This window comes from Aquincola tertiaricarbonis, assembly GCF_023573145.1.
In the GTDB taxonomy this organism is placed as follows: Bacteria; Pseudomonadota; Gammaproteobacteria; order Burkholderiales; family Burkholderiaceae_C; genus Aquincola; species Aquincola tertiaricarbonis_B.
Map to the genome: position 1 here is coordinate 2,201,391 of NZ_CP097636.1, position 23,254 is coordinate 2,224,644.

Here is a 23,254-nt window from a genome sequence, read left to right on the forward strand (position 1 = left end):
GTAGGCAGCCTGCTAGCGGCACATGACGCCGGCGGCCAGCGGCGGCTCGGCGGTGGGCAGCGGCGCGGCGCCCGGGGCCGGCGCCTCGCCGGCGTACAGCGCCTGCAACAGCGCGGGCGTGACCTCGCGCGCCGGCAGGTCGAACATCAGCTCGCCGCCCCGCATGCCCAGCACCCGCGGAAACCAGCGCAAGGCCAGTTCCACCGCATGCAGCGAAGCCACCAGCGTGGCGCCGGTGGTTTCGCTCTGCTGCACCAGCTGCTGCACGGCGGCATCGGCCAGCGTCGGGTCCAGCGCCGACACCGGCTCGTCGGCCAGGATGAGGTCGGGCCGCTGGTACAGCACACGGGCGATGCCCACGCGCTGCAGCTGCCCGCCCGACAGGCGGTCACAGCGGTCGAACAGCCGGTCGGCCATGTCCAGCCGCGCCAGCGCCTGCTGGGCGCCGACCGCATCCACCGGATGCAGCAGCGACCACAGCGCCCGGCCCAGGCCCCACTGCCCCAGCCGCCCGGCCAGCACGGCCGTGACCACCCGCAACCGCGGCGGGATCGGCGGCGCCTGGTGCACGCTGCCGATGCGCGCGCGCAGGCGGCGCAGCTCGGCCGGCCGCAGCTGCCAGGGCGAGGCCGCCAGCACCTGCAAGCGGCCCTCGCTGGGCCGCAGGCCGCAGCCCAGCAGCCGCAGCAGGCTGGTCTTGCCGGCGCCCGAGGGGCCGATCACGGCCAGGCGTTCACCGGCGCGGGCCGACAGCGACAGCCCCCGCAGCGCGCGGTGGCCGTTGCCATGCACCAGGCCCACGCCTTCCAGCTGGAAGGACATGGCGACGCTTTACTTCAGCAGGCCGGCCGCCTTGGCCGCGGCTTCGATGCCGTCGTAGTTGGACGACTGCGTCGGGATGAACTTGCTGGCCCGCTGCAGCGCCATGATTTCCTTGTGCTGCGGGTTGGCCGGGTCCAGCTGCAGGAAGGCGTCGGTCAGCTTGCGCGTCAGCGCGGCGTCCAGGCCCGGGCGCACCGTCCAGTTGTAGTCGAAGTAGGTGGGCGTGACGGACAGCACCCGCACCTTGGCGGCGTTGGGGTTGCCGGCTTCCACCAGCTTGTCCAGCACCGAGGCGTTGAGCACGCCGGCCTCGGCCCGGCCGGCGGCCACGAAGGCCACGGTGGCATCATGCGCGCCCGAAAACGCCACGGTCTTGAAGTCGCGCTCAGGGTCGATGCCGGCCTTCATCAGGTAGAAGCGCGGCATCAGGCTGCCCGAGGTGGACGACGGCGCCCCGAAGGCGAAGGTCTTGCCCTTCAGGTCGGCCAGCGTCTGCGCCGGGCTGTCCTTGGGCACGATGAAGCGGCTGGTGAACACCGCATCTTCGGCGCGCTGCACGATGGGCACCGCGCCGCCCTGGGTGCGCAGCTTGGCCTGCACGTAGGTGAAGCCGCCCAGCCAGGCCAGGTCCAGCTTGTTGGTGGCCAGGCCTTCCACCACGGCCGCATAGTCGGTCACCGGGATGAACTGCACCTCCATGCCCGTCTGCTGCTTGAGGTAGTCGCCCAGCGGCTTGAACTTGCGCTGCAGCTCGGTAGGCGCCTCGTCGGGGATGGCCGACACGCGCAGCGTGCCGGTCTGGGCCCAGGCGGCCAGGCTGGTGCCCAGCAGCAGGGCAGCCAGGGCGCGGCGGGTCAGGGTGGGGTTCATGGCGGGGTCCTTCTTGTCTGTGCAAAGGGCCGCGGGCCTCGACCAGGCACCGCGCACCGGGCGCAAGGGTAATGCAGGGCTGCCAGCGCACGGCCACAATCCGGGCCAAAGCCCCGAGGAGTGCCCCGCGATGAATTCCCCTGCCCCCGCGCCCCTGCGCCTGACCAGCTTTTCCCACGGTGGCGGCTGCGGCTGCAAGATCGCGCCCGGCGTGCTCACCGAGATCCTGCGCCAGCGTGCCGGCGGCCTGGTGCCGCCGCAGCTGCTGGTGGGCATCGAGACCTCGGACGATGCCGCGGTCTACCAGCTCAACGACGAGCAGGCGCTGATCGCCACCACCGACTTCTTCATGCCCATCGTCGACGACCCGTTCGACTTCGGCCGCATCGCCGCCACCAACGCCATCAGCGACGTGTACGCCATGGGCGGCCGGCCCATCATGGCGCTGGCCCTGGTGGCCATGCCGGTGAACCAGCTGCCGGTGGAGGTGATCGGCCAGGTGCTGCGTGGCGGCGAGTCGGTGTGCCAGGCCGCGGGCATCCCCATCGCCGGCGGCCACACCATCGATTCGGTGGAGCCCATCTACGGCCTGGTGGTGATGGGGCTGGTGCACCCGAAGAAGGTGCGGCGCAACGCCGCCGCCCGCGCCGGCGACCTGCTGGTGCTGGGCAAGCCGCTGGGCGTGGGCGTGCTGTCGGCCGCGCTCAAGAAAGGCAAGCTGGACGAGGCCGGTTATGCGCGGCTGATCGACACCACCACGCGCCTGAACACGCCGGGAATGGCCTTGGCCGAGCTGGACGGCGTGCATGCGCTGACCGACGTCACCGGCTTCGGCCTGGCCGGCCATGCGCTGGAAATGGCCCGCGGCGCCGGCCTCACGGCCGTGATCGACTGGTCGCAGGTGCCGCTGCTGCCCGGCATCGAGGCGATGGCGGCCGACGGCTTCGTCACCGGGGCGTCGGGCCGCAACTGGGCCGGCTACGGCGCCGAGGTGCAGCTGGCCGCCGGCCTGCCGCCCACCGCGCAGGCCCTGCTGAGCGACCCGCAGACCTCGGGCGGCCTGCTGGTGAGCTGCGCGCCCGAGGCGCTGGACGCGGTGATGGCGGTGTTTGCGCGCGAAGGTTTCGCCGACGCCGCGGTGGTCGGCCGGCTGCAGGCCGGGCCGGCCGCCTTGCATGTGGAATGACACCCGGTCACGCCACTTGTTCACGACACCTGAAAGCCGTGCCGTGATGTAGTGCGCAGCAACCCTCACAAAAGCCAGCGCGGTTGGGCGCTTGTCAGCACCATGCCGCACCGCCTTGCCATGAAGCCGCCCCCCACGAGGCGTGGCAGGCGCTGGCGTGAGAGGTTGCCATGCTGTCCGAAGAAACGATCAGACCGGCCGAAGTGCCGGAGGCCCCCGTCACCGACGACTGCGCCACGCAGCTGGCCGCGCTGCGGGCGGAGTTCGAGCACCGCCTCGCCCAGCGCAGCGCCGAGTTCGAAGCCGCCATCAAGCAGCTGGAGGCTTTCAGCTACACCGTCTCGCACGACTTGCGGGCGCCGCTGCGGGCGATCGACGGCTTTTCCAAGATCGTGCTGGACGACTACGGCCCGCTGCTGCCCGACACCGGCCGCCAGTACCTGGCCCTGATCCGCGACAGCGCCCAGAAGATGGGCCGGCTGATCACCGATCTGCTGAGCTTTTCGCGCGCCGGGCGGGCCGAGCTGCACAAGCGGCCGGTCAACACCCAGGTGCTGGTGGCCGAGGCCTTGTCCACGCTGGCGCCGCTGCGCGCCGGCCGCCAGATCGACCTGCGCATCGGCCAGCTGCCGCCCTGCCATGGCGACACCGCGCTGCTGCGCCAGGTGTGGGTGAACCTGCTGTCCAACGCGCTGAAGTACAGCCGCCCGCGCGAGGTGGCGGTGATCGAGGTGCACGGCCGCGTGGAGTCCGACGGCAGCGTGCGCTATTCGGTGCGCGACAACGGCGTGGGCTTCGACATGCGCCATGCCGAGCGGCTGTTCGGCGTGTTCGAACGGCTGCACCAGGCCGACGATTTCGAGGGCACCGGCGTAGGCCTGGCCATCGTCCAGCAGATCCTGCAGCGGCACGGCGGCGGCATCACCGCCAGTGCGGTGACCGGCCATGGCGCGATCTTCGAGTTCCATGTTCCCGCTGCCTGACGCCGTGCTGCCCCGGGGATCGCAGCGCATCGAAGTGCTGGTGGCCGAGGACGAGCCCATCGACCTGGAACTGACGCTGCGGGCCCTGCACCTGGCGCCGGTCGCCGGCGGCGTGCAGGTGGCGCGCGACGGGCAGGACGCCCTCGACTTCCTGATGTGCCAGGGCGAGCATGCCTGGCGCCGTGGCGAAGAGCCGTTGCGGCTGGTGATGATGGACGTCAAGCTGCCCAAGCTCAACGGCTTCGACGTGCTGGCCCGGCTGCGGGCCGAGCCGCTGACGCGGCTGCTGCCGGTGGTGATGTTCAGCTCGTCCCAGGAACAGGTGGACGTGGTGCGCGGCTACCAGCTGGGCGCCAACAGCTACGTGGCCAAGCCGGTGGAGTTCGAGCAGTACCTGCAGGCGGTGCAGGAGCTGGCGCGCTACTGGCTGCAGCGCAACCTGGCGCAGGAGGGGCCGCAGGCCACCGCTGCGCTGCCGCGCTAGCAGCGTTGGCTGCGCGCTGCGCGGGGCTGCGGGATATCCCGCAGCCCCGCCGCCCCAAGTTGACCGGGCACGGCGGGGCGGCTAGGCTCGCCCGATGCAGTACCCACCCACCCGCTCACGCCTGACGCAGCTGCTCGGCATCGCGCTCGGCGGCGCAGCCTTGGCCGCCCTGTCCGCCTGCGACCCCAAACCTTCCAACCCGCCCACGCCCAGCGCGGAAGCGGCACCTGCCGCAGCCCCGGTGGCCAGCGGCGCTCAACCCGGCGTCAAGCCGGTCGATGCCGGCCATGCCGCTTCGTCGGCCGGCCCGTCGGACGGCACCACCGCCATCGGTGGCATGGCCGGCCCCGGTGGTCATACCGGCAGCGACGCGCCGGCCCCCACCGGCGGCGACGGCGCCGCCTCGGCGGCCGGCCGCTAGCCCCCGTTTTTTCCGCAGCCCCCAGGACAATCCCAGGAGCATTTCAGATGATGGACATGGACCGAAGGCAGTTCCTCCGGGTCAGTGGGGCGGGCCTGGTCGGCTCAAGCCTCGTGGCCCTGGGGTTCTCGCCCGATGCCGCACTGGCCGAGGCCCGCAGCTTCAAGCTGGCCCGCGCCACCGAGACCCGCAACACCTGCCCCTACTGCTCGGTGGGCTGCGGGATCATCATGTACAGCCTCGGCGACAAGGCGAAGAACGTCACCGCCGACATCATGCACATCGAGGGCGATCCGGATCACCCGGTGAACCGCGGCACGCTGTGCCCCAAGGGCGCCGGCCTGCTCGACTTCGTGCACAGCCCCAACCGGCTCAAGTACCCCGAGGTGCGCGAGCCCGGCAGCAAGGAATGGAAGCGCATCGGCTGGGGTGAGGCGCTGGACCGCATCGCCAAGCTCATGAAGGCCGACCGCGATGCCAACTTCATCGCCAACACGGCGGACGGCAAGCCAGTGAACCGGTGGGTGTCCACCGGCATGCTGTGCGCCTCCGCCTCGTCCAACGAAACCGGGTACATCACGCACAAGGCGTTCCGGTCGTTGGGCATGCTCGCCTTCGACAACCAAGCCCGCGTTTGACACGGACCGACGGTGGCCAGTCTGGCCCCGACGTTCGGCCGCGGTGCGATGACCAACCACTGGCAAGACATCCAGAATGCGGATGTCGTGCTGATCATGGGCGGCAATGCCGCCGAAGCCCACCCGTGCGGCTTCAAGTGGGTGATCGAAGCCAAGAAGCACAACAAGGCGAAGCTCGTGGTCGTGGACCCGCGCTTCACGCGTTCGGCCGCCATGGCCGACTACTACGCCCCCATCCGGCCGGGCAGCGACATCGCCTTCCTGGGCGGCGTCATCCGCTACCTGCTGACGCAGGACAAGATCCAGACCGAGTACGTCCGCAACTACACCAACGCCAGCTTCATCGTCGGGCCCGACTTCAAGTTCGAGAACGGGCTGTTCAGCGGCTATAACCCTGACAAGCGCAGCTACGACAACAAGAGCTGGGGCTACGCGATGGACGAGCAGGGGTTCGCCAAGGTGGACCCGACGATGCAGGACCCGCAGTGCGTGCTGCAGGTGATGAAGCGCCACTTCGAGCGTTACACGCCCGAGATGGTCAGCCGCATCACCGGCACGCCGCAGGACCAGTTCCTGAAGGTGTGCGAGTACATCGCCAGCACCAGCGGCCCCGAGCGCACCATGACCATCATGTATGCGCTGGGCTGGACGCAGCACAGCCAGGGCTCGCAGATCATCCGCACCGGCGCCATCCTGCAGCTGCTGCTGGGCAACATCGGCGTGCCCGGTGGCGGCATGAACGCGCTGCGCGGCCACAGCAACATCCAGGGCCTGACCGACCTGGGCCTGTTGTCGAACTCGCTGCCCGGCTACCTGAGCCTGGCGCGCGAGAGCGAGCAGGACCTGGAGACGTACTACAAGCCCCGGGCGCTGAAGCCGCTGCGGCCCAACCAGATGAGCTACTGGCAGAACTACCCCAAGTTCTTCGTCAGCCTGCAAAAGGCCTGGTGGGGCGACGCCGCTACCGCGGACAACGAGTGGGCCTTCCACTACCTGCCGAAGATCGACAAGCTCTACGACGTGCTGCAGACCTTCGAGCTGATGACGCAGGGCAAGCTCAACGGCTACATCTGCCAGGGCTTCAACCCGGTGGGCTCGTTCCCCAACAAGGCCAAGATCGTCGAGGGCCTGTCCAAGCTCAAGTTTCTGGTCACCATCGACCCGCTGGTCACCGAGACCAGCGAGTTCTGGCGCAACTTCGGCGAGTACAACGACGTCAAGACCGAGGACATCCAGACCACGGTGTTCCGCCTGCCCTCCACCTGCTTCGCGGAAGAAGACGGCTCGCTCACCAACAGCAGCCGCTGGCTGCAGTGGCACTGGAAGGGCGCCGAGCCACCGGGCGAGGCGCGGGGCGACGTGGAGATCGTGGCCGGCATCTGGACGCGCATCCGTGCGCTGTACCAGAAGGAAGGCGGCGCCTTCCCCGACCCCATCGTCAAGCTCACCTGGAACTACAAGATCCCGCACAGCCCGTCGTCGGAAGAGCTGGCCCGCGAGTACAACGGTCGCGCGATCACCGACGTGCTGGACCCCAAGGACCCGACCAAGGTGCTCGCCAAGGCCGGCGAGCAGCTGTCCGGCTTCGGCCTGCTGCGCGACGACGGCAGCACCTCGGCGGGTTGCTGGATCTACACCGGCGCCTGGACTCAGGCCGGCAACCAGATGGCCCGGCGCGACAACAGCGACCCCTACGGCGTGGGCCAGGCGCTGAACTGGGCCTGGGCCTGGCCCGCCAACCGGCGCATCCTGTACAACGCCGCGGCAGCCGACCCCACCGGCAAGCCGTGGCGTGCCGACCGCCGCTACCTCACGTGGAACGGCAGCGCCTGGTCAGGGGCCGACGTGCCGGACATCGCGCCGGGGGCCAACCCGAACGACCCGGAGGCCGTGCGCCCCTTCATCATGACCGCCGAGGGCGTGGCGCGCCTGTTCGCGCCCACCGGCATGGCCGAAGGGCCGCTGCCGGAGCACTACGAGCCCTTCGAGTCGCCACTGGTGGGCAACCCGCTGCACCCCAACAACCCGGTGGCACGGGCCAACCCGGCGGCGCGGGTGTTCAAGCGCGACCTGGACGCGATGGGCCAGCCCAAGGACTACCCGTATGCGGCCACCAGCTACCGCCTGACCGAGCACTTCCACTACTGGACGAAGAACGTGCGCACCTCGGCCGTGATCCAGCCCCAGCAGTTCGTCGAGATCGGCGAGGCGCTGGCCAAGGAGAAGGGCATCGCGCATGGCGACATGGTCAAGGTGAGCAGCCCGCGTGGCTTCATCAAGGCCGTGTGCGTGGTGACCAAGCGCATCCGTGAGCTGCAGTGCGACGGCAAGCCGATGCACACGGTGGGGCTGCCCAACCACTGGGGCTTCGTGGGGGTGGCCCGGCCGGGCTACCTGGTGAACACGCTGACGCCTTTCGTCGGCGACGCCAACACCCAGACGCCCGAGTACAAGAGCTTCACCGTCAACATCGAGAAGGCATGAAGGAGCACTGACGACCATGTCTTCATTGCAATCGCTGGACATCGCCCTGCGCTCGGCCACGCCCACGGCCGCGCCGCAGGTGCGCAAGCAACCCGAGGTCGCCAAACTCATCGACGTGTCCACCTGCATCGGCTGCAAGGCCTGTCAGGTGGCCTGCATGCAGTGGAACGACCTGCGTGACGAGGTGGGCACCAACCACGGCACCTACGACAACCCCAACGACCTCACCCCCCAGAGCTGGACGGTGATGCGCTTCTCCGAGGTGGAACCCGAGGAGAACAAGCTGGAGTGGCTGATCCGCAAGGACGGCTGCATGCACTGCGAGGACCCGGGCTGCCTCAAGGCCTGCCCGAGCCCCGGCGCCATCGTCAAGTACAGCAACGGCATCGTCGACTTCATCAGCGAGCACTGCATCGGCTGCGGCTACTGCGTCAGCGGCTGCCCGTTCGACGTGCCGCGCATCAGCCAGGCCGACAACAAGGCCTACAAGTGCAGCCTGTGCTCCGACCGCGTGACGGTGGGCCTGGAGCCGGCCTGCGTGAAGGCCTGCCCCACCGGCGCCATCCGCTTCGGCACCAAGGAGGACATGCACGACTACGCCGAGGAACGCCTGGTCGACCTGAAGGAACGCGGTTTCCAGAACGCGGGCCTGTACGACCCGGCGGGCGTGGGCGGCACCCACGTGATGTACGTGCTGCAGCATGCCGACCGGCCCGAGCTGTACCACGGCCTGCCGAAGGACCCGCACATCAGCCCGCTGGTGGGCCTGTGGAAGGGCCTGGCCAAGCCGCTGGCCCTGGTGGCGATGGCCGGCGCGGTGATCGGCGGCTTCTTCCACTACATGAAGGTGGGCCCGGTCGAAGAGAAGGACGTTGACGACAAGGAGCGGCCATGACGACCCTGACCCCCGGGCGGGAACGCACCCGCTACCTCCTGCGCTACAAGGATAGCACCCGCATGAACCACTGGTTCGTGGCGCTGCTGTTCGTCGCGGCGGCGCTGTCGGGCCTGGCGCTGTTCCACCCCACGCTGTTCTTCTTCAGCAACCTGTTCGGCGGCGGCCAGCTCACCCGCATCCTGCACCCCTTCCTGGGCGTGTTGATGGTGCTGGGCTTCATCGTGCTGTTCTTCACCGTCTGGCGCGAGAATCTCATCGGCCGCGCCGACCGCGAGTGGTTGCGCCATGCCGGCGAGATGCTCAAGGGCCAGAAGGAGAACATGCCGGCGGTGGGCAAGTACAACGCCGGCCAGAAGCTGGTGTTCTGGGCCTTTGCCGTCAGCCTGCTGCTGCTGCTCGTCACCGGCTTCATGTTCTGGGCGCCCTACTTCTTCCATCTGGTGCCGGTGACGCTGCGCCGGCTGGCTATCCTCGTGCATTCGGTGTCGGCGGTGGTGCTGGTGCTGTCGGTCATCGTGCACGTGTATGCGGCCATCTGGGTCAAGGGCACCACCCGCGCCATGACCCGCGGCACCGTGACCGAAGGCTGGGCCCGGCTCAACCATCCGCTGTGGCACCGTGAAATGACCGAGGGCCATCCGCCGCGTGACTGAATCCGCTTCCAACTCCGCCCGCACCAGCCGCCTGCTGGACCCGGAGCAGATTGCCATCCAGGCCGGGCGGCAGATGCCGTTCCTGCGCCTGCCGCAACGCGCCACGGTGTTCGCCGAGCGCGCGCTGCGGCTGCGCCAGCTGTCGGCCGGCCACCCGATGCGCGACTACCTGCTCTTCATCGCCGAGCTGGTGCAGGCCCAGCACCAGGTGCTGCAGGACTACGCCGCCGTGCCGCTGCCCGATGCGGCGGCCTGCGACAGCGCCGCCCGTGGCTTGCTGCCGCCCCTGCCCGCCACCTTGTGGACGCTGGATGCGGCCTGGACCGGCGAGTTGCGCCGGCTGCTGGGCCTGCTGGCGCCGCGCCTGCCCGCCGGGCCGGCGCTGGATGTGGTGCAGCGCGTGATCGCCACCGACGACGCCACGCTGAACCGCCAGGCCGACCTGCTGCGCAACGGCCTGGCCCGCGGCCTGGACATGGCCGCCGCGCCGCTGGTGGCGGCCGGGCTGCAGGCCTATTTCACCCACCTGGTGCTGGCCACCGCCGAAACGCATGGCGAGGCGGTGTTCGGCCGCACCGACCCGGCCACCGGCTGCCCGTGCTGCGGCAGCCGGCCCACCGCCAGCGTCACCCGCATCGGCGCCGATGAATCGGGCCACCGCTACCTGGCCTGCTCGCTGTGCGCCACGCAGTGGCATTACGTGCGCATCAAGTGCGCGCACTGCGAAAGCACGCGCGGCATCAGCTACCAGCAGCTCGAAGGTGATGCCAAGGACGGGGCTCGTGGCGCCTACCTGGGCGCCGTCAAGGCCGAGTGCTGCGACAGCTGCGGCCACTACCTCAAGCTGGTGGCGATGGAACGCGACCCCGAGGTGGAACCGATGGCTGACGACCTGGCCAGCGTGGCGCTGGACCTGCTGGTGAGTGAAGCCGGCCACCAGCGCGCCGGCGTCAACCTGATGCTGGTGTTCGGAGAAGCGGAAAGCCCATGAATCTGAAGGTCGACGAGTCCATGGTCCATGGCTCGAAGGCTTTGCTGCAGCAGCTGCCTTCGATCGACCGGATCATGCAATGGCCTGCGGCGCAGGCCCTGGTGGCCGCGCATGGCCACACCCTGGTGGCCGGTGAAGCCCGCGCCCTGGTGGCCGCCCGCCGCGAGGCGGCGCGCGCCGGCACGCTGGCCGCCACCGCGCTGCAACCCGAAGCCCTGGCCGCCGACCTGCGGCAGCGTTGCGGCCAGCGCCTGGCGCCGCGGCTGAAGCCGGTGCTCAACCTCACCGGCACGGTGATCCACACCAACCTGGGCCGCTCGGTGCTGGCCGACGAGGCGCTGGCGCACATCCTGCGCACCATGGCCGGCACCAACAACCTGGAGTTCGACCTGGACAGCGGCGGCCGCGGCGACCGCGACACGCTGGTGGAAGACCTGCTGTGCGAGATCACCGGCGCCGAGGCGGCCACGGTGGTCAACAACAACGCCGGGGCGGTTCTGCTCACCATCGCCGCGCTGGCCCACGGGCGCGAGGCCATCGTCTCGCGCGGCGAGCTGGTGGAGATCGGCGGCGCCTTCCGCATGCCCGACGTGATGGCCAGCGCCGGCGCCCGCATGGTGGAGGTGGGCACCACCAACCGCACCCATCCGGCCGACTACCAGCAGGCCTTCAACGAGCGCACGGCGCTGGTGATGAAGGTGCACACCAGCAACTACGCGGTGCAGGGCTTCACCTCGTCGGTGGATGAAGCGGTGCTGGCGCCGCTGTGCCGGGCCCGCGGCGTGCCGCTGGCCACCGACCTGGGCAGCGGCTCGCTGATCGACCTGGCCGCCTACGGCCTGCCGCGCGAACCGCTGCCGCAGGAGATGCTGCGCGCCGGCTGCGACGTCGTCACCTTCAGCGGCGACAAGCTGCTGGGCGGGCCGCAGGCCGGGCTCATCGTGGGCAGCAAGGCGGCGGTGGGCCGCATCCGCAAGTACCCGATGAAGCGGGCGCTGCGCATGTCCAAGCTGCCGCTGGCAGCGCTGGAAGCCACGCTGATGCTGTACCTGCAGCCAGAGCGCCTGGTGCGCGACCTGCCCACGCTGCGCCATCTCACACGCTCGCAGGCGCAGATCCTGGTGATGGCCGAGGCGCTGAAGCCGGTGCTGGCCCGCGCGCTGGCACCGCGCTTCGAGGTGGGCTGCGTGGCGCTGAGCAGCCAGATCGGCAGCGGCTCCTTGCCGGTGGACCGGCTGCCTTCGGCGGGCCTGGCCATCGGCCTGCCGGGCAGCGGCGACAAGGGCGGCCCGGCCAAGGGCGTGGGCACCGCGCTGGACGAGCTGGCCCGCGCGCTGCGCGGCCTGCCGCTGCCGGTGGTGGGCCGCATCGCGCACGACCGGCTGCTGCTGGACCTGCGCTGCCTGGACGATGCCGAGCCCTTGGCCGCGCAGCTGCCGGCGCTGCGGGAGGCGCTGGGCATGGGGCCGCTCAACACATGATCGTAGGAACGGCAGGCCACATCGACCACGGCAAGACCACGCTGGTGCGCGCCCTCACCGGCGTCGACACCGACCGCCTGCCCGAAGAAAAGCGCCGCGGCATCTCCATCGAGCTGGGCTATGCCTACCTGCCCGCGCCCGGTGGCCAGGTGATCGGCTTCGTCGACGTGCCGGGCCATGAACGGCTGCTGCACACCATGCTGGCCGGCGCCACCGGCATCGATCATCTGCTGCTGCTGGTGGCCGCCGACGACGGCGTGATGCCGCAAACGCAGGAGCACCTGGCCGTGGCCAGCCTGCTGGGCCTGCGTGAAGGCACCGTGGCCATCACCAAGACCGACCGCGTGGACGCTACCCGCCTGGCCGAGGTGCAGGCCCAGGTGCAGGCGCTGCTGGCGCCCACCGCGCTGGCAGGCGCACCGGTGTTCGAAGTGGCGGCGCCGAGCGGCCACGGCGTGCCGGCGCTGCGTGAACACCTGCTGCAGCGCGCGGGCGAGCCGCGCCCGCAGGCCAGCGGCCCGGCCTTCCGGCTGGCGGTCGACCGCGCCTTCACGCTGGGCGGCACCGGCACCGTGGCCACCGGCAGCGTGCACGCCGGCCAGGTAGCCGTGGGCGACGAACTGCGCCTGGTGCCCGGCGACCGCTTGCTGCGGGTGCGCAGCCTGCATGCCCAGAACCAGCCCGCGCAGCAGGCCCATGCGGGTCAGCGCTGCGCGGTGGCGCTGGCCGCCATCGAGCGCGACGCGGTCCACCGCGGCCAGTGGCTGTGCGCGCCCGAGGTGGCGCATGAGACGGCCCGCATCGACGTGCGGCTGCAGCTGTGGCCCGGTGAGGCCAAGGCCTTGCGCAGCGGCACGCCGGTGCACCTGCACCTGGGCACCGCCGACGTGATGGCCGGCGTGGCACTGCTGCAGGTGGATGGCCTGGACGACGCCAACGCCCTGCCCCCGGGCGGGCGCGCGCTGGCCCAGCTGGTGCTGCACACGCCCATCGCCGCCTGGCAGGGCGACCGCGGCGTGCTGCGTGATGCCAGCGCCAGCCGCACCGTGGCCGGCATCACCGTGCTCGATGCGCAGGCGCCGGCCCGCTACCGCCGCACGCCCGAGCGGCTGCAATGGCTGGCCGCGGCCGAGCGGCCCACGGTGGCGGAGCGTCTTGCAGCGCTGCTGCAGGCATCGCCCCAGGGCGTGGATCTGGCCGCGCTGGCCCGCGGCATGGGCTGGCCGGTGGCCGCCCTGCCCTTGCCGGCCGATGCGCTGCGCATCGAAGGCGGCGGCCGCCTGGCGGCCATTGCCGGCCCAGCACTGCAGGCGCTCCAGCAGCGGCTGCTGCAGGCGCTGGCAGACCTGCATGCCCAGCAGCCCGAAGAGATCGGCCCCGATGCGCGCCGCCTCAAGCGGCTGGCCGCGCCGCGGGTGGACGACGCCGTTTTCCGCCATGCGCTGGAAGCGCTGCTGGCGCAGGGCGCGGTGGTGCTCAGCGGCGCCTGGCTGCACCTGCCCGCGCATGCGGCGCGCCTGTCGGAAGCCGAGGAAAAACTGGTGCAGAAGCTGATGCCCGCGATGCTGGACGGCGGCTTCGACCCGCCCTGGGCGCGCGACCTGGCCAAGCTGGCCGCCACGCCCGAGGCGCTGGTGCGCCTGACCCTGGCCAATCTTTCGCGCCGCGGCCAGGCCTTCGCGGTGGTCAAAGACCTTTACTATCCGCTCCCCACGCTGGAGCGGCTGGCCGCTTTGGCCCGCCAGGCCGCGGCGGCGCCCCAGGGCCTGAGCGCCGCGAGCTTTCGCGACGCCACCGGCCTGGGCCGCAAGCGGGCCATCCAGGTGCTGGAGTTCTTCGACCGCGTGGGCCTGACCCGCCGGGTGAAGGACAGCCATGTGCTGCGCAGCGACGCAGCGCTGTTCGAAGGCAGCCGCCCACCCGGCGGCTGACGCGCAGGGAGGAAATCGTCCCCGGTGGGACGGCCGGGCTTCAAACCCGGTGGGTGGCGCCATGCGTCGCCGGGAGGGTTCGACTCCCTCTTCCTCCCGCCATCTGCGGCACACTCGCGGCTCTTCCGACACCCCGGTTCCGTCACATGTCGACTGCCGCCCGCAAGCCCGTCACGCTGCACCGCCTGCGCGAGATGCACGCCGCCCGCGAGAAGATCGCGATGCTGACCTGCTACGACGCCACTTTCGCCCAGCTGCTGGACGCGGCCGGCGTGGACGTGCTGCTGGTGGGCGACAGCCTGGGCATGGTGTTGCAGGGCCAGCCCAGCACCGTGCCGGTGAGCCTGGACGAGATGGCCTACCACACCGCCTGCGTGGCCCGCGGCAACCGCACCGCCTGGGTGGTGGGCGACCTGCCCTACGGCAGCTACCACCAGTCGAACGAGCAGGCCCTGGCCAGCGCCGTGCGCCTGATGCAGGCCGGCGCCCACATGGTCAAGCTGGAAGGCGGCGGCTGGACGGCGCCGGTGGTGCGCTTCCTGTCGGAGCGCGGCATACCGGTGTGCGCCCACCTGGGGCTGACGCCGCAGTCGGTGCATGCGCTGGGCGGCTGGCGCATCCAGGGCCGCGACGAAGCCGCCGCGCAGCTGATGCGCCAGCATGCCCGCGAGCTGGCCGAGGCCGGCGCCCAGATGCTGGTGGTGGAGCTGATTCCCGCCACGCTGGGCCGCACGCTGGCCGACGAGTTGCCCATCCCGGTGATCGGCATCGGCGCCGGCGTGGGCTGCGCCGGCCAGGTGCTGGTGCTTCACGACATGCTGGGCCTGACGCGTGGGCGGCTGCCCAAGTTCGTGCGCAACTTCATGCAGGGCAGCGACAGCGTGGAAGCCGCGGTGCAGGCCTTCGTGGCCGCGGTGAAAGCCGGCCAGTTCCCCGACGACGTGCAGCACGGCTACTGATTGACCAGACCCCGGAGACCCGCGATGAAGATCATCCACCACATCGACGAGCTGCGCGCCGCGCTGGCCGGCGGCCCCCGCCCCGCGTTCGTGCCCACCATGGGCAACCTGCATGAAGGCCACTTGGCCCTGGTGCGCCAGGCCCGCACGCATGGCGTACCGGTGGTGGCCAGCGTGTTCGTCAACCGGCTGCAGTTTGCGCCGCACGAAGACTTCGACCGCTACCCGCGCACGCTGGCGCGCGATGCCGAGCTGCTGCAAGGCGCCGGCTGCGACCTGCTGTTCGCGCCCGACGAGGCCGAGATGTACCCGGTGGCCCAGGGATTCAAGGTGCAGCCGCCGGCCGCGCTGGCCGACATCCTGGAAGGCCACTTCCGCCCCGGCTTCTTCACCGGCGTGTGCACGGTGGTGATGAAGCTGTTCCAGATCGTGCAGCCGGGCATCGCCCTCTTCGGCAAGAAGGACTACCAGCAGTGCATGGTGGTGCGCAGCATGGTCGAGCAGCTGAACATGCCTATACAAGTGATCGGCGGCGAGACGGTGCGCGCCGCCAGCGGCCTGGCGCTGTCTTCGCGCAACGGCTACCTGAGCCCGGCCGAGCTGGAAGAAGCGGTGGCGCTGAGCGCCGAGCTGCGGCGCGTGGCCGACGCGCTGCGCGGCGGCCGGCGCGACCACGCGGCGCTGGAAGCCGCGGCCGTGGCCGCTTTGAAGGCCCGCGGCTGGCAGCCCGACTACGTGGCCGTGCGCCGCCGCGCCGACCTGGCCGAACCCGCCGCCGGCGACGACAGCCCGCTGGTGGTGCTGGCCGCCGCCCGCCTGGGCAACACCCGCCTCATCGACAACCTGGAAGTTTGATCAAGGGGGATCCCGCTTGGCGGCGGCCAGCGGGCGCCGCAGAATCGAAGGCACCCGTCAGTACGAGGAGTGCCGCATGAATGCCGCCGTCCGCAAGCAGCCCGCCGGTTACCACTCGGCCACGCCCTACCTGACGATCACCGGCGCGCCTGCCGCGATCGACTACTACCGCCAGGCCTTCGGCGCGGTGGAGGTCATGCGCCTGGCCGACCCCGCCGGCCGCATCCTGCACGCCGAGGTGCGCGTGGGCGACTCCATCATCATGCTGCACGAGGACACGCCCGAGTGGGGCACCCGCAGCCCCAAGACACTGGGCGGCAACACCTCGTCGGTGCTGCTGTACGTGGACGACGTGGACGCCACCTACGCTGCCGCCATCGCGGCCGGCGGCCAGGCTGCCATGCCGGTGCAGGACCAGTTCTACGGCGACCGCACCGGCTCCCTGTTCGACCCCTTCGGCCACCGCTGGATCCTGGCCACCCACATCGAAGACGTGGCGCCCGAAGAAATCAGCCGCCGGGCGATGGCGATGTTCGCGTTGGGGCAGTAGGCTCCGGCACCGATGGCCCGACCCCAGCAATCCCTCGCCCCCCAGCCAGCAGACACACCCACCCCGACGCTATGGCTGGAGGCCGCGATGGCCATCCTGGTCGATGGCGGCGTCGATCTGATCCGGGTCGACGTCATCGCCCGGCAGCTCAAGCTCACGCGCGGCAGCTTCTACTGGCATTTCAAGGACCGCGACGCGCTGCTGAGCGAAGTGCTCAAGGCCTGGCGCCAGGCAGCCACGGAGCAGGTGACCGAACGGTTCTCGCGCGACAACCAGGATCCGCGCGCGCTGATCCGGGACCTGCTCTCCCTGCCCTTCCGGGGCCGCTCCGCGCAACGCGCCGCGCGCATCGAGCTGGCCATCCGCGACTGGGCACGCCGCGATGCGATGGCCCGCCAGGCGGTCGACGAGGCGGACGCCACCCGCATCGACTACATCGCCCGGTGCTTTTGCGCGCTGGGCTTCGGCAGCTCAGAGGCCCGCCACCGGGCCGGCATCTTGTATGCCTATGAGCTGGGCGAATCGCTGCTGGTGAACCAAGGCTCGGCGGCTCACCAGCTGGAGCGCAGCGCGCTGCTGGAGCGGCTGCTGCTGGAGCCGCCGCCGCGCTGAGCGCCCCTGCGGCCTTCAGTCGATGAAGACGACGTCCTCGCCATGCGCAGCCTCGTGCAGCCGCACCACTGCCTCGGCCCGGTGCTGCAGCACCGCACGCTGGTTGACGTAGCCCTTGTCGGTGATTTCGCCGGCGTCCAGCCGTGGCGGCTCTTCCAGCAGCAGCGCGCGGGTGGCGAAGGACGAACTGCCGGCACCCTCGGCCCGCAAAGCCCGCAGCGCGGCCTGCACCTGGGCGCGGCGCTGGGCCAGCGGCAAGCCCAGGCCCACGGCCGACAGGAAGACCAGCAACCCCACCTCGCCGCGGTTGTGGCCGGTGACCACCACGTCCTGCGCCAGCGGCGACAAGGCCGAGACGGCGCGCACGCGCAGCGTGCCCACCGACACCCAGGTGCCGGTGGCCAGCTTGAAGTCTTCCGCCACACGGCCGTCGAACAGCACGCCGCGCTCCGGCCGGTCGTCATCCACCAGGCGTCCTGCATCGCCGATGCGGTAGAAGCCTTCTTCGTCGAAAGCCTCGGCGGTGGCCGCTGGCGCGTCGCGGTAGCCCGGGAACACCGAGGGGCCGCGCACGCGCAGCTCGAGCTTGTCGGCGTTCGGCACGAACTTCAGCTCCACGCCGGGCAAGGGCACGCCGATGCAGCCCGCCCGATCGAGCCAGAAGTGGGCGCTGGTCACGGCGGGCGCGGTCTCGGTGGATCCCCAGGAGGTGGTGAGCCACAGCGGTTGGCCCCGCACGCTGCGGGCCAGCGCCTGCAGCCGGTCCCAGGTGGCTTGCGGCAATGCCGCGCCGGCGTAGAACACGCCGCGCAGCCGTGACAGGAACTGCGCCGCCAGATCGGCATCGGCCTCCAGCGCGGGCAGCAGCATGTCCAGGCCCCGCGGCACGTTGAAGTGCAAGGTCGGCTGGCAGTCGCGCAGGTTGCGCAGCGTGCGCTCGATCAGGCCGGGCACCGGACGGCCGTCGTCGATGTAGAGCGTGCCGCCGTGCCGCAGCACCAGGTGGACGTTGTGATTGCCACCGAAGGTGTGGCTCCAGGGCAGCCAGTCCAGCAGCACCGGCTTCTCGACCGCGAGGAAGCGCCAGGCCTGCGCGATCATCTGCTGGTTGGCGCACAGCATCCGGTGGGTGTTGACGACCACCTTGGGTGTGCCGGTGGAGCCGGAGGTCAGCAGGTACTTGGCAGGGTCGTCCGGGGTGATGGCGAGGAAACGTGCCATCACGCTCGGCGACTCCAGCGTGCGGGTGAGGGCCTCGAACGGCAGTGCGCCAGGCACGTGATCGCTGTGCTCGCCCACCACCTTCACGGCGCCGTCGAAGGCCTGCATCGCGGCGGCATGGGCTGCGCCGTGGGCCGCGAAGATCAGGGCCGGCTTCAACGCCGCCAGGATGGCGCGCAGGCGGCCATGGTCGGTGCCGGCGCGCGAGTAGGCGCTGGACACCGCGCAGCACGGCCGGCCGACGTGCATCGCGGCCAACGCCAGCACCGCATGCGCGATGCCGTTGTCGGACAGGATGACCACTGGCCGCCCGGCCGGCAGGTCCATGTCGATGAGCGCCTGGGCCACGGCCCCCACCTGCTGGCGCAAGGCCTGCCAAGTCACCTCGCGCCAGCCGCCATCAGCGGCACGCTCGGCCAGCGCGATGGCCTGCGGCGTCTGCACGGCCCAGTGTTCCAGCCAGTCGCCGACGCAGCGCCCATAAGGCGCCAGCGCCTCGGCCGAGCGCAGGATGAAGCTGCCGTCCTGCCGCCGCTCGCGCAGGGTGCGCGGCGCGGCCAGGCTGTCCGGGTCCTGGATGAACGACTGCATCGAGGGGCCTCCGTCGATCGAACATACAGTGGTGTATGCGCGGATCCTAGGCGGAGGCCTCACACAGGCCGATGGGGGTTTGCGCTAGTCGAAGAAGCGGCGCCCCGGCCCCTCAAGTTCCAGCGCCAGCACCCGAAAGCACGTAACAAACCTCTTCGCCGGAGCCCGTCACGTGTCTTCCCTGCCCGTTTCCAACCTCGCCCCTTTCGTCGAACGCGCCAGCACGCTGCCGGCGATGCCCGAGGTGGCCAACACGCTGATCCGCTCGTTCTCTCGCGACGACCTGTCACTGCCCGAGGTGGCCGGCCTGATCGGCCGTGACCAGGTGCTGGCGGCCAAGGTGCTGCGGCTGGCCAATTCGCCGCGTTATGCGCCGCGGCACGACATCGCTTCGCTGAAGGACGCCGCTGCCACGCTGGGCCTGCGCGCGCTGCGCGACCTGACGCTGGCTGCCTGCATGAGCGGTGCATTTCCCACGGTGATCGGCTTCGACCGCCTGAGCTTCTGGCGTTCCACGCTGGCACTGGCCGCCTACACGCAGCCGCTGGCCCGCGCGCTGGGGCTGGACGAGGACGAGGCCTACCTGGGCGGCCTGGTGCTGCGCACCGGCCAGATCCTGATGCTGATGACCGACCCCGAGCATGCGGTGCTGGCGCAGTACCAGGCCAGCACGATCGATTCGGCGATCGGCGTGGAAAGCCGCCTGTTCGGCTGCAGCCACCCCGAAGTGACGGCCGCGCTGGCGCACCACTGGCACTTCCCGACGCAGCTGGTGATGGCCCTGACCGCCGCCAGCGACCCGCTGGCCACGCGGCCCTTCAGCCGCATGGGCGCCGCGCTGCGCCTGGCCAGCGTGATCACCGACTGCCGCGAGCTGGGCGTGCCGGTGCTGGACGGCCTGCAGCTGATGCAGTCGGCCCTGCTGGAACACCTGCACCTGGACCTGGAGTGGCTGGAAGCCCACCTGCCCGACCATCGCCTGGCCACGGCAGGGGTCGAGGCGCTCGTCCACTGATCGTCAGCCGGACACCACCGGAATGCCGCGGAACTGCCCGGCCTGGGCGGTGCCCGCCGGCTTGGGCCAGCGGGTGCCGTCCAGCCGGTGCAGCAGTTCGGCTTCACGCGCCCGGGCGAGCGCCACGTTGGCGATCTTCACGTGGCCATAGCCGCGCATCTTCTGCGGCAGCGCGGCGATCTGCGTGGCCACCGGCAGCGTCTGCGCACTCAGCAGCGGCAGCAACTCGTCCAGGCGTGATTCGAAGGCGCTGATCAGGTCACGCTCCATGCGCCGCTCCTCGGTGTAGCCGAACACGTCCAGCGGCCCGCCACGCAGCGCACGCGCCTTGGCCAGCACACCCAGCATCGGCATCAGCCAGCTGCCAAAGCGCAGCTTGCGCGGCGTGGCCCCGTTCTTGGGACGGCTCAGCAGCGGCGGCGCCATGTAGAACTCCAGCTTCAGCTCACCATCGAACTGCTGCTGCAGCTGCTGGCGGAAGGCGCCGTCGGTGTACAGCCGCGCCACCTCGTACTCGTCCTTGTAGGCCATCAGCTTGAGCAGGCTGGCCGCCGCCGCGCGGGTGAAGGGCAGCGAGGCATCGCCGCACAGCGCCGCTTCACGTTCACGCAGCTGCCGCACCCGCGCCTCGAAGCGGCGGGCATAGGCCGCGTTCTGGTACGCGGTGAGGTGGGCCACGCCGCGCGCCAGCAGCGCGTCCAGCGTCTCGGGCTCGGCCGGCGTGGCGTCCACCGGCGCCTGCAGCAGTGCCTGCAAGGCGCCCTCGTCGGCCGCGGCCATGCGGCCCAGCGAAAACGCCAGCTGGTTGGCCTCTACGGCCACACCATTCAATTCGATCGCGCGCTGCAGCGCGGCCAGGCTTACCGGGATGAGACCGCGCTGCCAGGCATAACCCATCGCCAGGATGTTGCTGACGATGGAGTCGCCCAGGAAAGCCTCGGCCAGGGCCTGCGCCTCGAAGGTCTCCACCTGCTGCACGCCAGCCGCGAATTCCAGCTTGGCCAGCAGCAGGTCGGTCTTCAGGCTGGCGTCGGGGTTCTTCAGCGATTCGGCCACCGGAATTTCATGGGTGTTGACCAGCACCCGCGTGCGGCCGTGGCGCACCGTTTGCAGCGCCTCGGGCGAAGCGGCCACCACGATGTCGCAGGCCAGCACCGCGTCGGCCTGCTGGGTGTCGATGCGCACCTGGTTCAGCCGCTCGGGCGTGTCGGCCAGGCGCACGAAGCTCAGCACCGAGCCGCCCTTTTGCGCAAAGCCCATGAAGTCGAGCACGCTGGCGCTCTTGCCTTCCAGGTGCGCGGCCATCGCGATCACCGCACCCACGGTCACCACGCCGGTGCCGCCCACGCCGGTCACCAGCAGGTCGTAGGGCCCGGTCCACGAGTGCGGCGCGGGTTGCGGCAGCTGCGCCACCTGCTGCAGGAAGCGCTCGGCCCCCGCGCCGGCCAGCGCACCGGTCTTCTTGCGCGGCTGGCCCCCCAGCACGCCCACGAAGCTGGGGCAGAAGCCCTTGGCGCACGAATAGTCCTTGTTGCAGCTGCTCTGGTCGATGCGGCGCTTGCGGCCCAGCGGCGTTTCATGCGGCAGCACCGCCACGCAGTTGCTCTGCACCGAGCAATCGCCGCAGCCTTCGCACACCCGCTCGTTGATGAAGAGCCGGCGCGCCGGGTCCACCATCTCGCCCTTCTTGCGGCGGCGGCGCTTCTCGGCGGCGCAGGTCTGCTCATAGATCAGCACGGTGACGCCTGGCACCTCGCGCAGGCGGCGCTGCACCGCGTCCAGCTGGCTGCGGTCGTGGAACTCGGTGCCGGCCGGGAAGCGGCCCTTCACCGCCGCGTATTTGCCGATGTCGTCGGATAGCACCACCACCTGCTTGACGCCTTCGCTTTCCACCTGGCGGGCGATGGCATCGACGCTGATCACGCCGTCCACCGGCTGGCCGCCGGTCATGGCCACCGCGTCGTTGAACAGGATCTTGTAGGTCAGCGTGGCCTTGGCCGCCACCGCCTGGCGGATGGCGAGGTATCCCGAGTGGTAGTAGGTGCCGTCGCCCAGGTTCTGGAACACATGCGGCACCTTGGTGAACATCGAGTGCGAGACCCAGTCCACGCCCTCGCCGCCCATCTGGATCAGGCCCGCGGTGTCGCGGTCCATCCAGTTGGCCATGAAGTGGCAGCCGATGCCCGCGCGGGCGGTGGAGCCTTCGGGCACCACGGTGGAGGTGTTGTGCGGGCAGCCGGCGCAGAAGTACGGCAGGCGCTTGACGCTGTCGGCGTCGTTGGCCAGCAGCGCGGGCGGCATGAAATCGCGCACCAGGTGGCGCTTGTCCATCGCCGGATGGTCAGGGAAATGCCGCACCAGCCACTGGTCCACCAGCTGGATGAGCCGCGAGGGCCGCAGTTCGCCCAGCGCCGACACCAGCGGCCGGCCCTGCACATCGAGCTTGCCCACGATGGCCGGGCGCACCGGCTGGTTGTAGAAGAGATCGCGCATCTGCGTCTCCACCACGGCGCCCTTTTCCTCGATGACCAGCACCTCCTGCAGCCCTTGCGCAAAGGCCTGCATGCGCGTGGTTTCCAGCGGAAAACTCAGGCCCACCTTGTACAGGCGAACACCGGCTTCGGCCAGCAGCGCGGGCGTGATCTCCAGCCGGCGCAGCACCTCCATCAGGTCGAAGTGGGCCTTGCCGCAGGTGACGATGCCCACCTTGGCATGCGGCGACTCGATGACATGGCGGTCGATGCTGTTGACGGCCGAGAACGCCCGCACCGCGTCCAGCTTGTCGGCCAGGCGCGATTCGATGCGCAGCGAAGGCAGGTCGGGCCAGCGGTAGTGCAGCCCGTCGGCCGGCGCCTGGTGGCCGGTGGCGGCGCGCACGGCATCGGCACTCACCCAGGCCGCGGTGCGCGCGGCGATCAGGTCGAGGTCCACCGTGGAGCCGCTTTCCACCACCTCCGACAGCGCCGTGAGCCCCACCCAGGCGCCGCTGTAGCGCGACAAGGCATAGCCGTAGAGGCCGAACTCCAGGTACTCGGCCACGTTGGCCGGCGAGACGACGGGCATGCTCCAGCCCATCATCGCGTGGTCGCTCTGGTGCGGCATCGACGAGCTGACGCAGCCATGGTCGTCGCCCGCCACCACCAGCACGCCGCCATGCGGCGAGGAGCCGTAGGCATTGCCGTGCTTGAGCGCATCACCCGCGCGGTCGACGCCCGGGCCCTTGCCGTACCACATGGCAAACACGCCATCGACGGTGCGCTCGGCATCCGACTCCACCCGCTGCGTGCCCAGCACCGCGGTGGCGCCCAGCTCCTCGTTGATGGCGGGCAGGAAGCGCAGCCCGCAGTCGGTGAAGCGCTTGCCGGCCTTCCAGATGGCTTGATCGAGCATGCCCAGCGGCGAGCCGCGGTAGCCGCTGATGAAACCTTGCGTGTTCAGGCCCGCGGCCTCGTCGCGGGCGCGCTGCATCAGCATCAGGCGCACCAGGGCCTGCGTGCCGGTGAGGAAGATCTGCCCGCTGCCGGCCCACAGGCTGTGGCTCAGCTGGTAGTCGGGGCGGGTGATGGGGTTGTGCTCGGGGCTCTGGGTGGCCATGCGCTGTCTCCAGGT

Annotated in this window: 19 protein-coding genes and 1 tRNA gene; 16 read left to right on the plus strand and 4 right to left on the minus strand. The window is 70.6% G+C overall.

Annotated elements, in window-relative coordinates; genetic code table 11:
* Nucleotides 1-12: 12 nt before the first annotated feature.
* Together MW290_RS24415 and MW290_RS24420 are read right to left on the minus strand one after the other, a co-directional pair.
* Nucleotides 13-822, minus strand: a complete 810-nt coding sequence (locus tag MW290_RS24415; protein WP_250196943.1) for a phosphonate ABC transporter ATP-binding protein — start codon at nucleotides 820-822, stop codon at nucleotides 13-15.
* A 9-nt stretch (nucleotides 823-831) separates the two neighbouring features.
* Complete coding sequence (locus MW290_RS24420; protein WP_250196944.1) at nucleotides 832-1,692, minus strand: putative selenate ABC transporter substrate-binding protein; 861 nt, start codon at nucleotides 1,690-1,692, stop codon at nucleotides 832-834.
* A 130-nt stretch (nucleotides 1,693-1,822) separates the two neighbouring features.
* Here MW290_RS24420 and selD point away from each other — a divergent pair, with 130 nt between their 5' ends.
* The 15 genes from selD (at nucleotide 1,823) to MW290_RS24495 (ending at nucleotide 16,818) form a co-directional block, all read left to right on the plus strand.
* The gene (gene selD, locus MW290_RS24425) at nucleotides 1,823-2,878 is read left to right on the plus strand and encodes a selenide, water dikinase SelD (protein ID WP_250196945.1); all 1,056 of its coding nucleotides are present in this window, start codon (nucleotides 1,823-1,825) and stop codon (nucleotides 2,876-2,878) included.
* A gap of 170 nt (nucleotides 2,879-3,048) precedes the next feature.
* Complete coding sequence (locus MW290_RS24430; RefSeq protein WP_250196946.1) at nucleotides 3,049-3,861, plus strand: sensor histidine kinase; 813 nt, start codon at nucleotides 3,049-3,051, stop codon at nucleotides 3,859-3,861.
* Nucleotides 3,845-4,345: a response regulator gene (locus tag MW290_RS24435; protein WP_250196947.1), complete on the plus strand. Its 501-nt coding sequence runs from the start codon at nucleotides 3,845-3,847 to the stop codon at nucleotides 4,343-4,345. Before MW290_RS24430 ends, MW290_RS24435 begins: the two co-directional genes overlap by 17 nt.
* 94 nt (nucleotides 4,346-4,439) lie before the next feature.
* Nucleotides 4,440-4,766, plus strand: coding sequence for a hypothetical protein (locus MW290_RS24440; RefSeq protein WP_250196948.1), 327 nt, complete (start codon nucleotides 4,440-4,442; stop codon nucleotides 4,764-4,766).
* A gap of 47 nt (nucleotides 4,767-4,813) precedes the next feature.
* Entirely contained in the window at nucleotides 4,814-7,888 is a 3,075-nt protein-coding gene (gene fdnG / locus MW290_RS24445) for a formate dehydrogenase-N subunit alpha (RefSeq protein ID WP_250196949.1), read from the plus strand.
* A 16-nt stretch (nucleotides 7,889-7,904) separates the two neighbouring features.
* Entirely contained in the window at nucleotides 7,905-8,783 is an 879-nt protein-coding gene (gene fdxH / locus MW290_RS24450; protein WP_250196950.1) for a formate dehydrogenase subunit beta, read from the plus strand.
* A complete protein-coding gene (locus tag MW290_RS24455) occupies nucleotides 8,780-9,439 on the plus strand; it encodes a formate dehydrogenase subunit gamma (RefSeq protein ID WP_250196951.1) in 660 nt (219 codons plus the stop codon). The genes fdxH and MW290_RS24455 overlap by 4 nt, the downstream gene beginning before the upstream one ends.
* Nucleotides 9,432-10,430: a formate dehydrogenase accessory protein FdhE gene (gene fdhE / locus MW290_RS24460; protein WP_250196952.1), complete on the plus strand. Its 999-nt coding sequence runs from the start codon at nucleotides 9,432-9,434 to the stop codon at nucleotides 10,428-10,430. The genes MW290_RS24455 and fdhE overlap by 8 nt, the downstream gene beginning before the upstream one ends.
* Nucleotides 10,427-11,911 (plus strand): L-seryl-tRNA(Sec) selenium transferase, encoded by a 1,485-nt coding sequence (selA, locus tag MW290_RS24465; protein WP_250196953.1) that lies wholly within the window; start codon nucleotides 10,427-10,429, stop codon nucleotides 11,909-11,911. The genes fdhE and selA overlap by 4 nt, the downstream gene beginning before the upstream one ends.
* Nucleotides 11,908-13,842, plus strand: a complete 1,935-nt coding sequence (selB, locus tag MW290_RS24470) for a selenocysteine-specific translation elongation factor (protein ID WP_250196954.1) — start codon at nucleotides 11,908-11,910, stop codon at nucleotides 13,840-13,842. The genes selA and selB overlap by 4 nt, the downstream gene beginning before the upstream one ends.
* A 6-nt stretch (nucleotides 13,843-13,848) precedes the next feature.
* Nucleotides 13,849-13,944, plus strand: a tRNA-Sec gene (locus MW290_RS24475).
* A gap of 44 nt (nucleotides 13,945-13,988) precedes the next feature.
* Nucleotides 13,989-14,801: a 3-methyl-2-oxobutanoate hydroxymethyltransferase gene (panB, locus tag MW290_RS24480; protein WP_250196955.1), complete on the plus strand. Its 813-nt coding sequence runs from the start codon at nucleotides 13,989-13,991 to the stop codon at nucleotides 14,799-14,801.
* A 24-nt stretch (nucleotides 14,802-14,825) separates the two neighbouring features.
* A complete protein-coding gene (gene panC, locus MW290_RS24485; RefSeq protein ID WP_250196956.1) occupies nucleotides 14,826-15,656 on the plus strand; it encodes a pantoate--beta-alanine ligase in 831 nt (276 codons plus the stop codon).
* A 76-nt stretch (nucleotides 15,657-15,732) separates the two neighbouring features.
* Nucleotides 15,733-16,206 carry a VOC family protein gene (locus tag MW290_RS24490; protein ID WP_250196957.1) on the plus strand — a complete coding sequence of 158 codons (474 nt, stop codon included), beginning with the start codon at nucleotides 15,733-15,735 and terminating at the stop codon, nucleotides 16,204-16,206.
* An 87-nt stretch (nucleotides 16,207-16,293) separates the two neighbouring features.
* The gene (locus MW290_RS24495; RefSeq protein ID WP_250196958.1) at nucleotides 16,294-16,818 is read left to right on the plus strand and encodes a TetR/AcrR family transcriptional regulator; all 525 of its coding nucleotides are present in this window, start codon (nucleotides 16,294-16,296) and stop codon (nucleotides 16,816-16,818) included.
* A gap of 15 nt (nucleotides 16,819-16,833) precedes the next feature.
* Here the strand turns inward: MW290_RS24495 and MW290_RS24500 are convergent, their stop codons facing one another.
* On the minus strand, nucleotides 16,834-18,630 hold the full coding sequence (locus MW290_RS24500) for a feruloyl-CoA synthase (RefSeq protein ID WP_250196959.1): 1,797 nt from the start codon (nucleotides 18,628-18,630) through the stop codon (nucleotides 16,834-16,836).
* A 172-nt stretch (nucleotides 18,631-18,802) separates the two neighbouring features.
* Between MW290_RS24500 and MW290_RS24505 the strand changes: the two genes are divergently transcribed.
* Nucleotides 18,803-19,645, plus strand: coding sequence for an HDOD domain-containing protein (locus tag MW290_RS24505; protein WP_250196960.1), 843 nt, complete (start codon nucleotides 18,803-18,805; stop codon nucleotides 19,643-19,645).
* Between the two features lie 3 nt (nucleotides 19,646-19,648).
* Here MW290_RS24505 and MW290_RS24510 read toward each other — a convergent pair whose 3' ends face one another.
* Nucleotides 19,649-23,239 carry an indolepyruvate ferredoxin oxidoreductase family protein gene (locus MW290_RS24510; RefSeq protein WP_250196961.1) on the minus strand — a complete coding sequence of 1,197 codons (3,591 nt, stop codon included), beginning with the start codon at nucleotides 23,237-23,239 and terminating at the stop codon, nucleotides 19,649-19,651.
* Nucleotides 23,240-23,254: the final 15 nt, after the last annotated feature.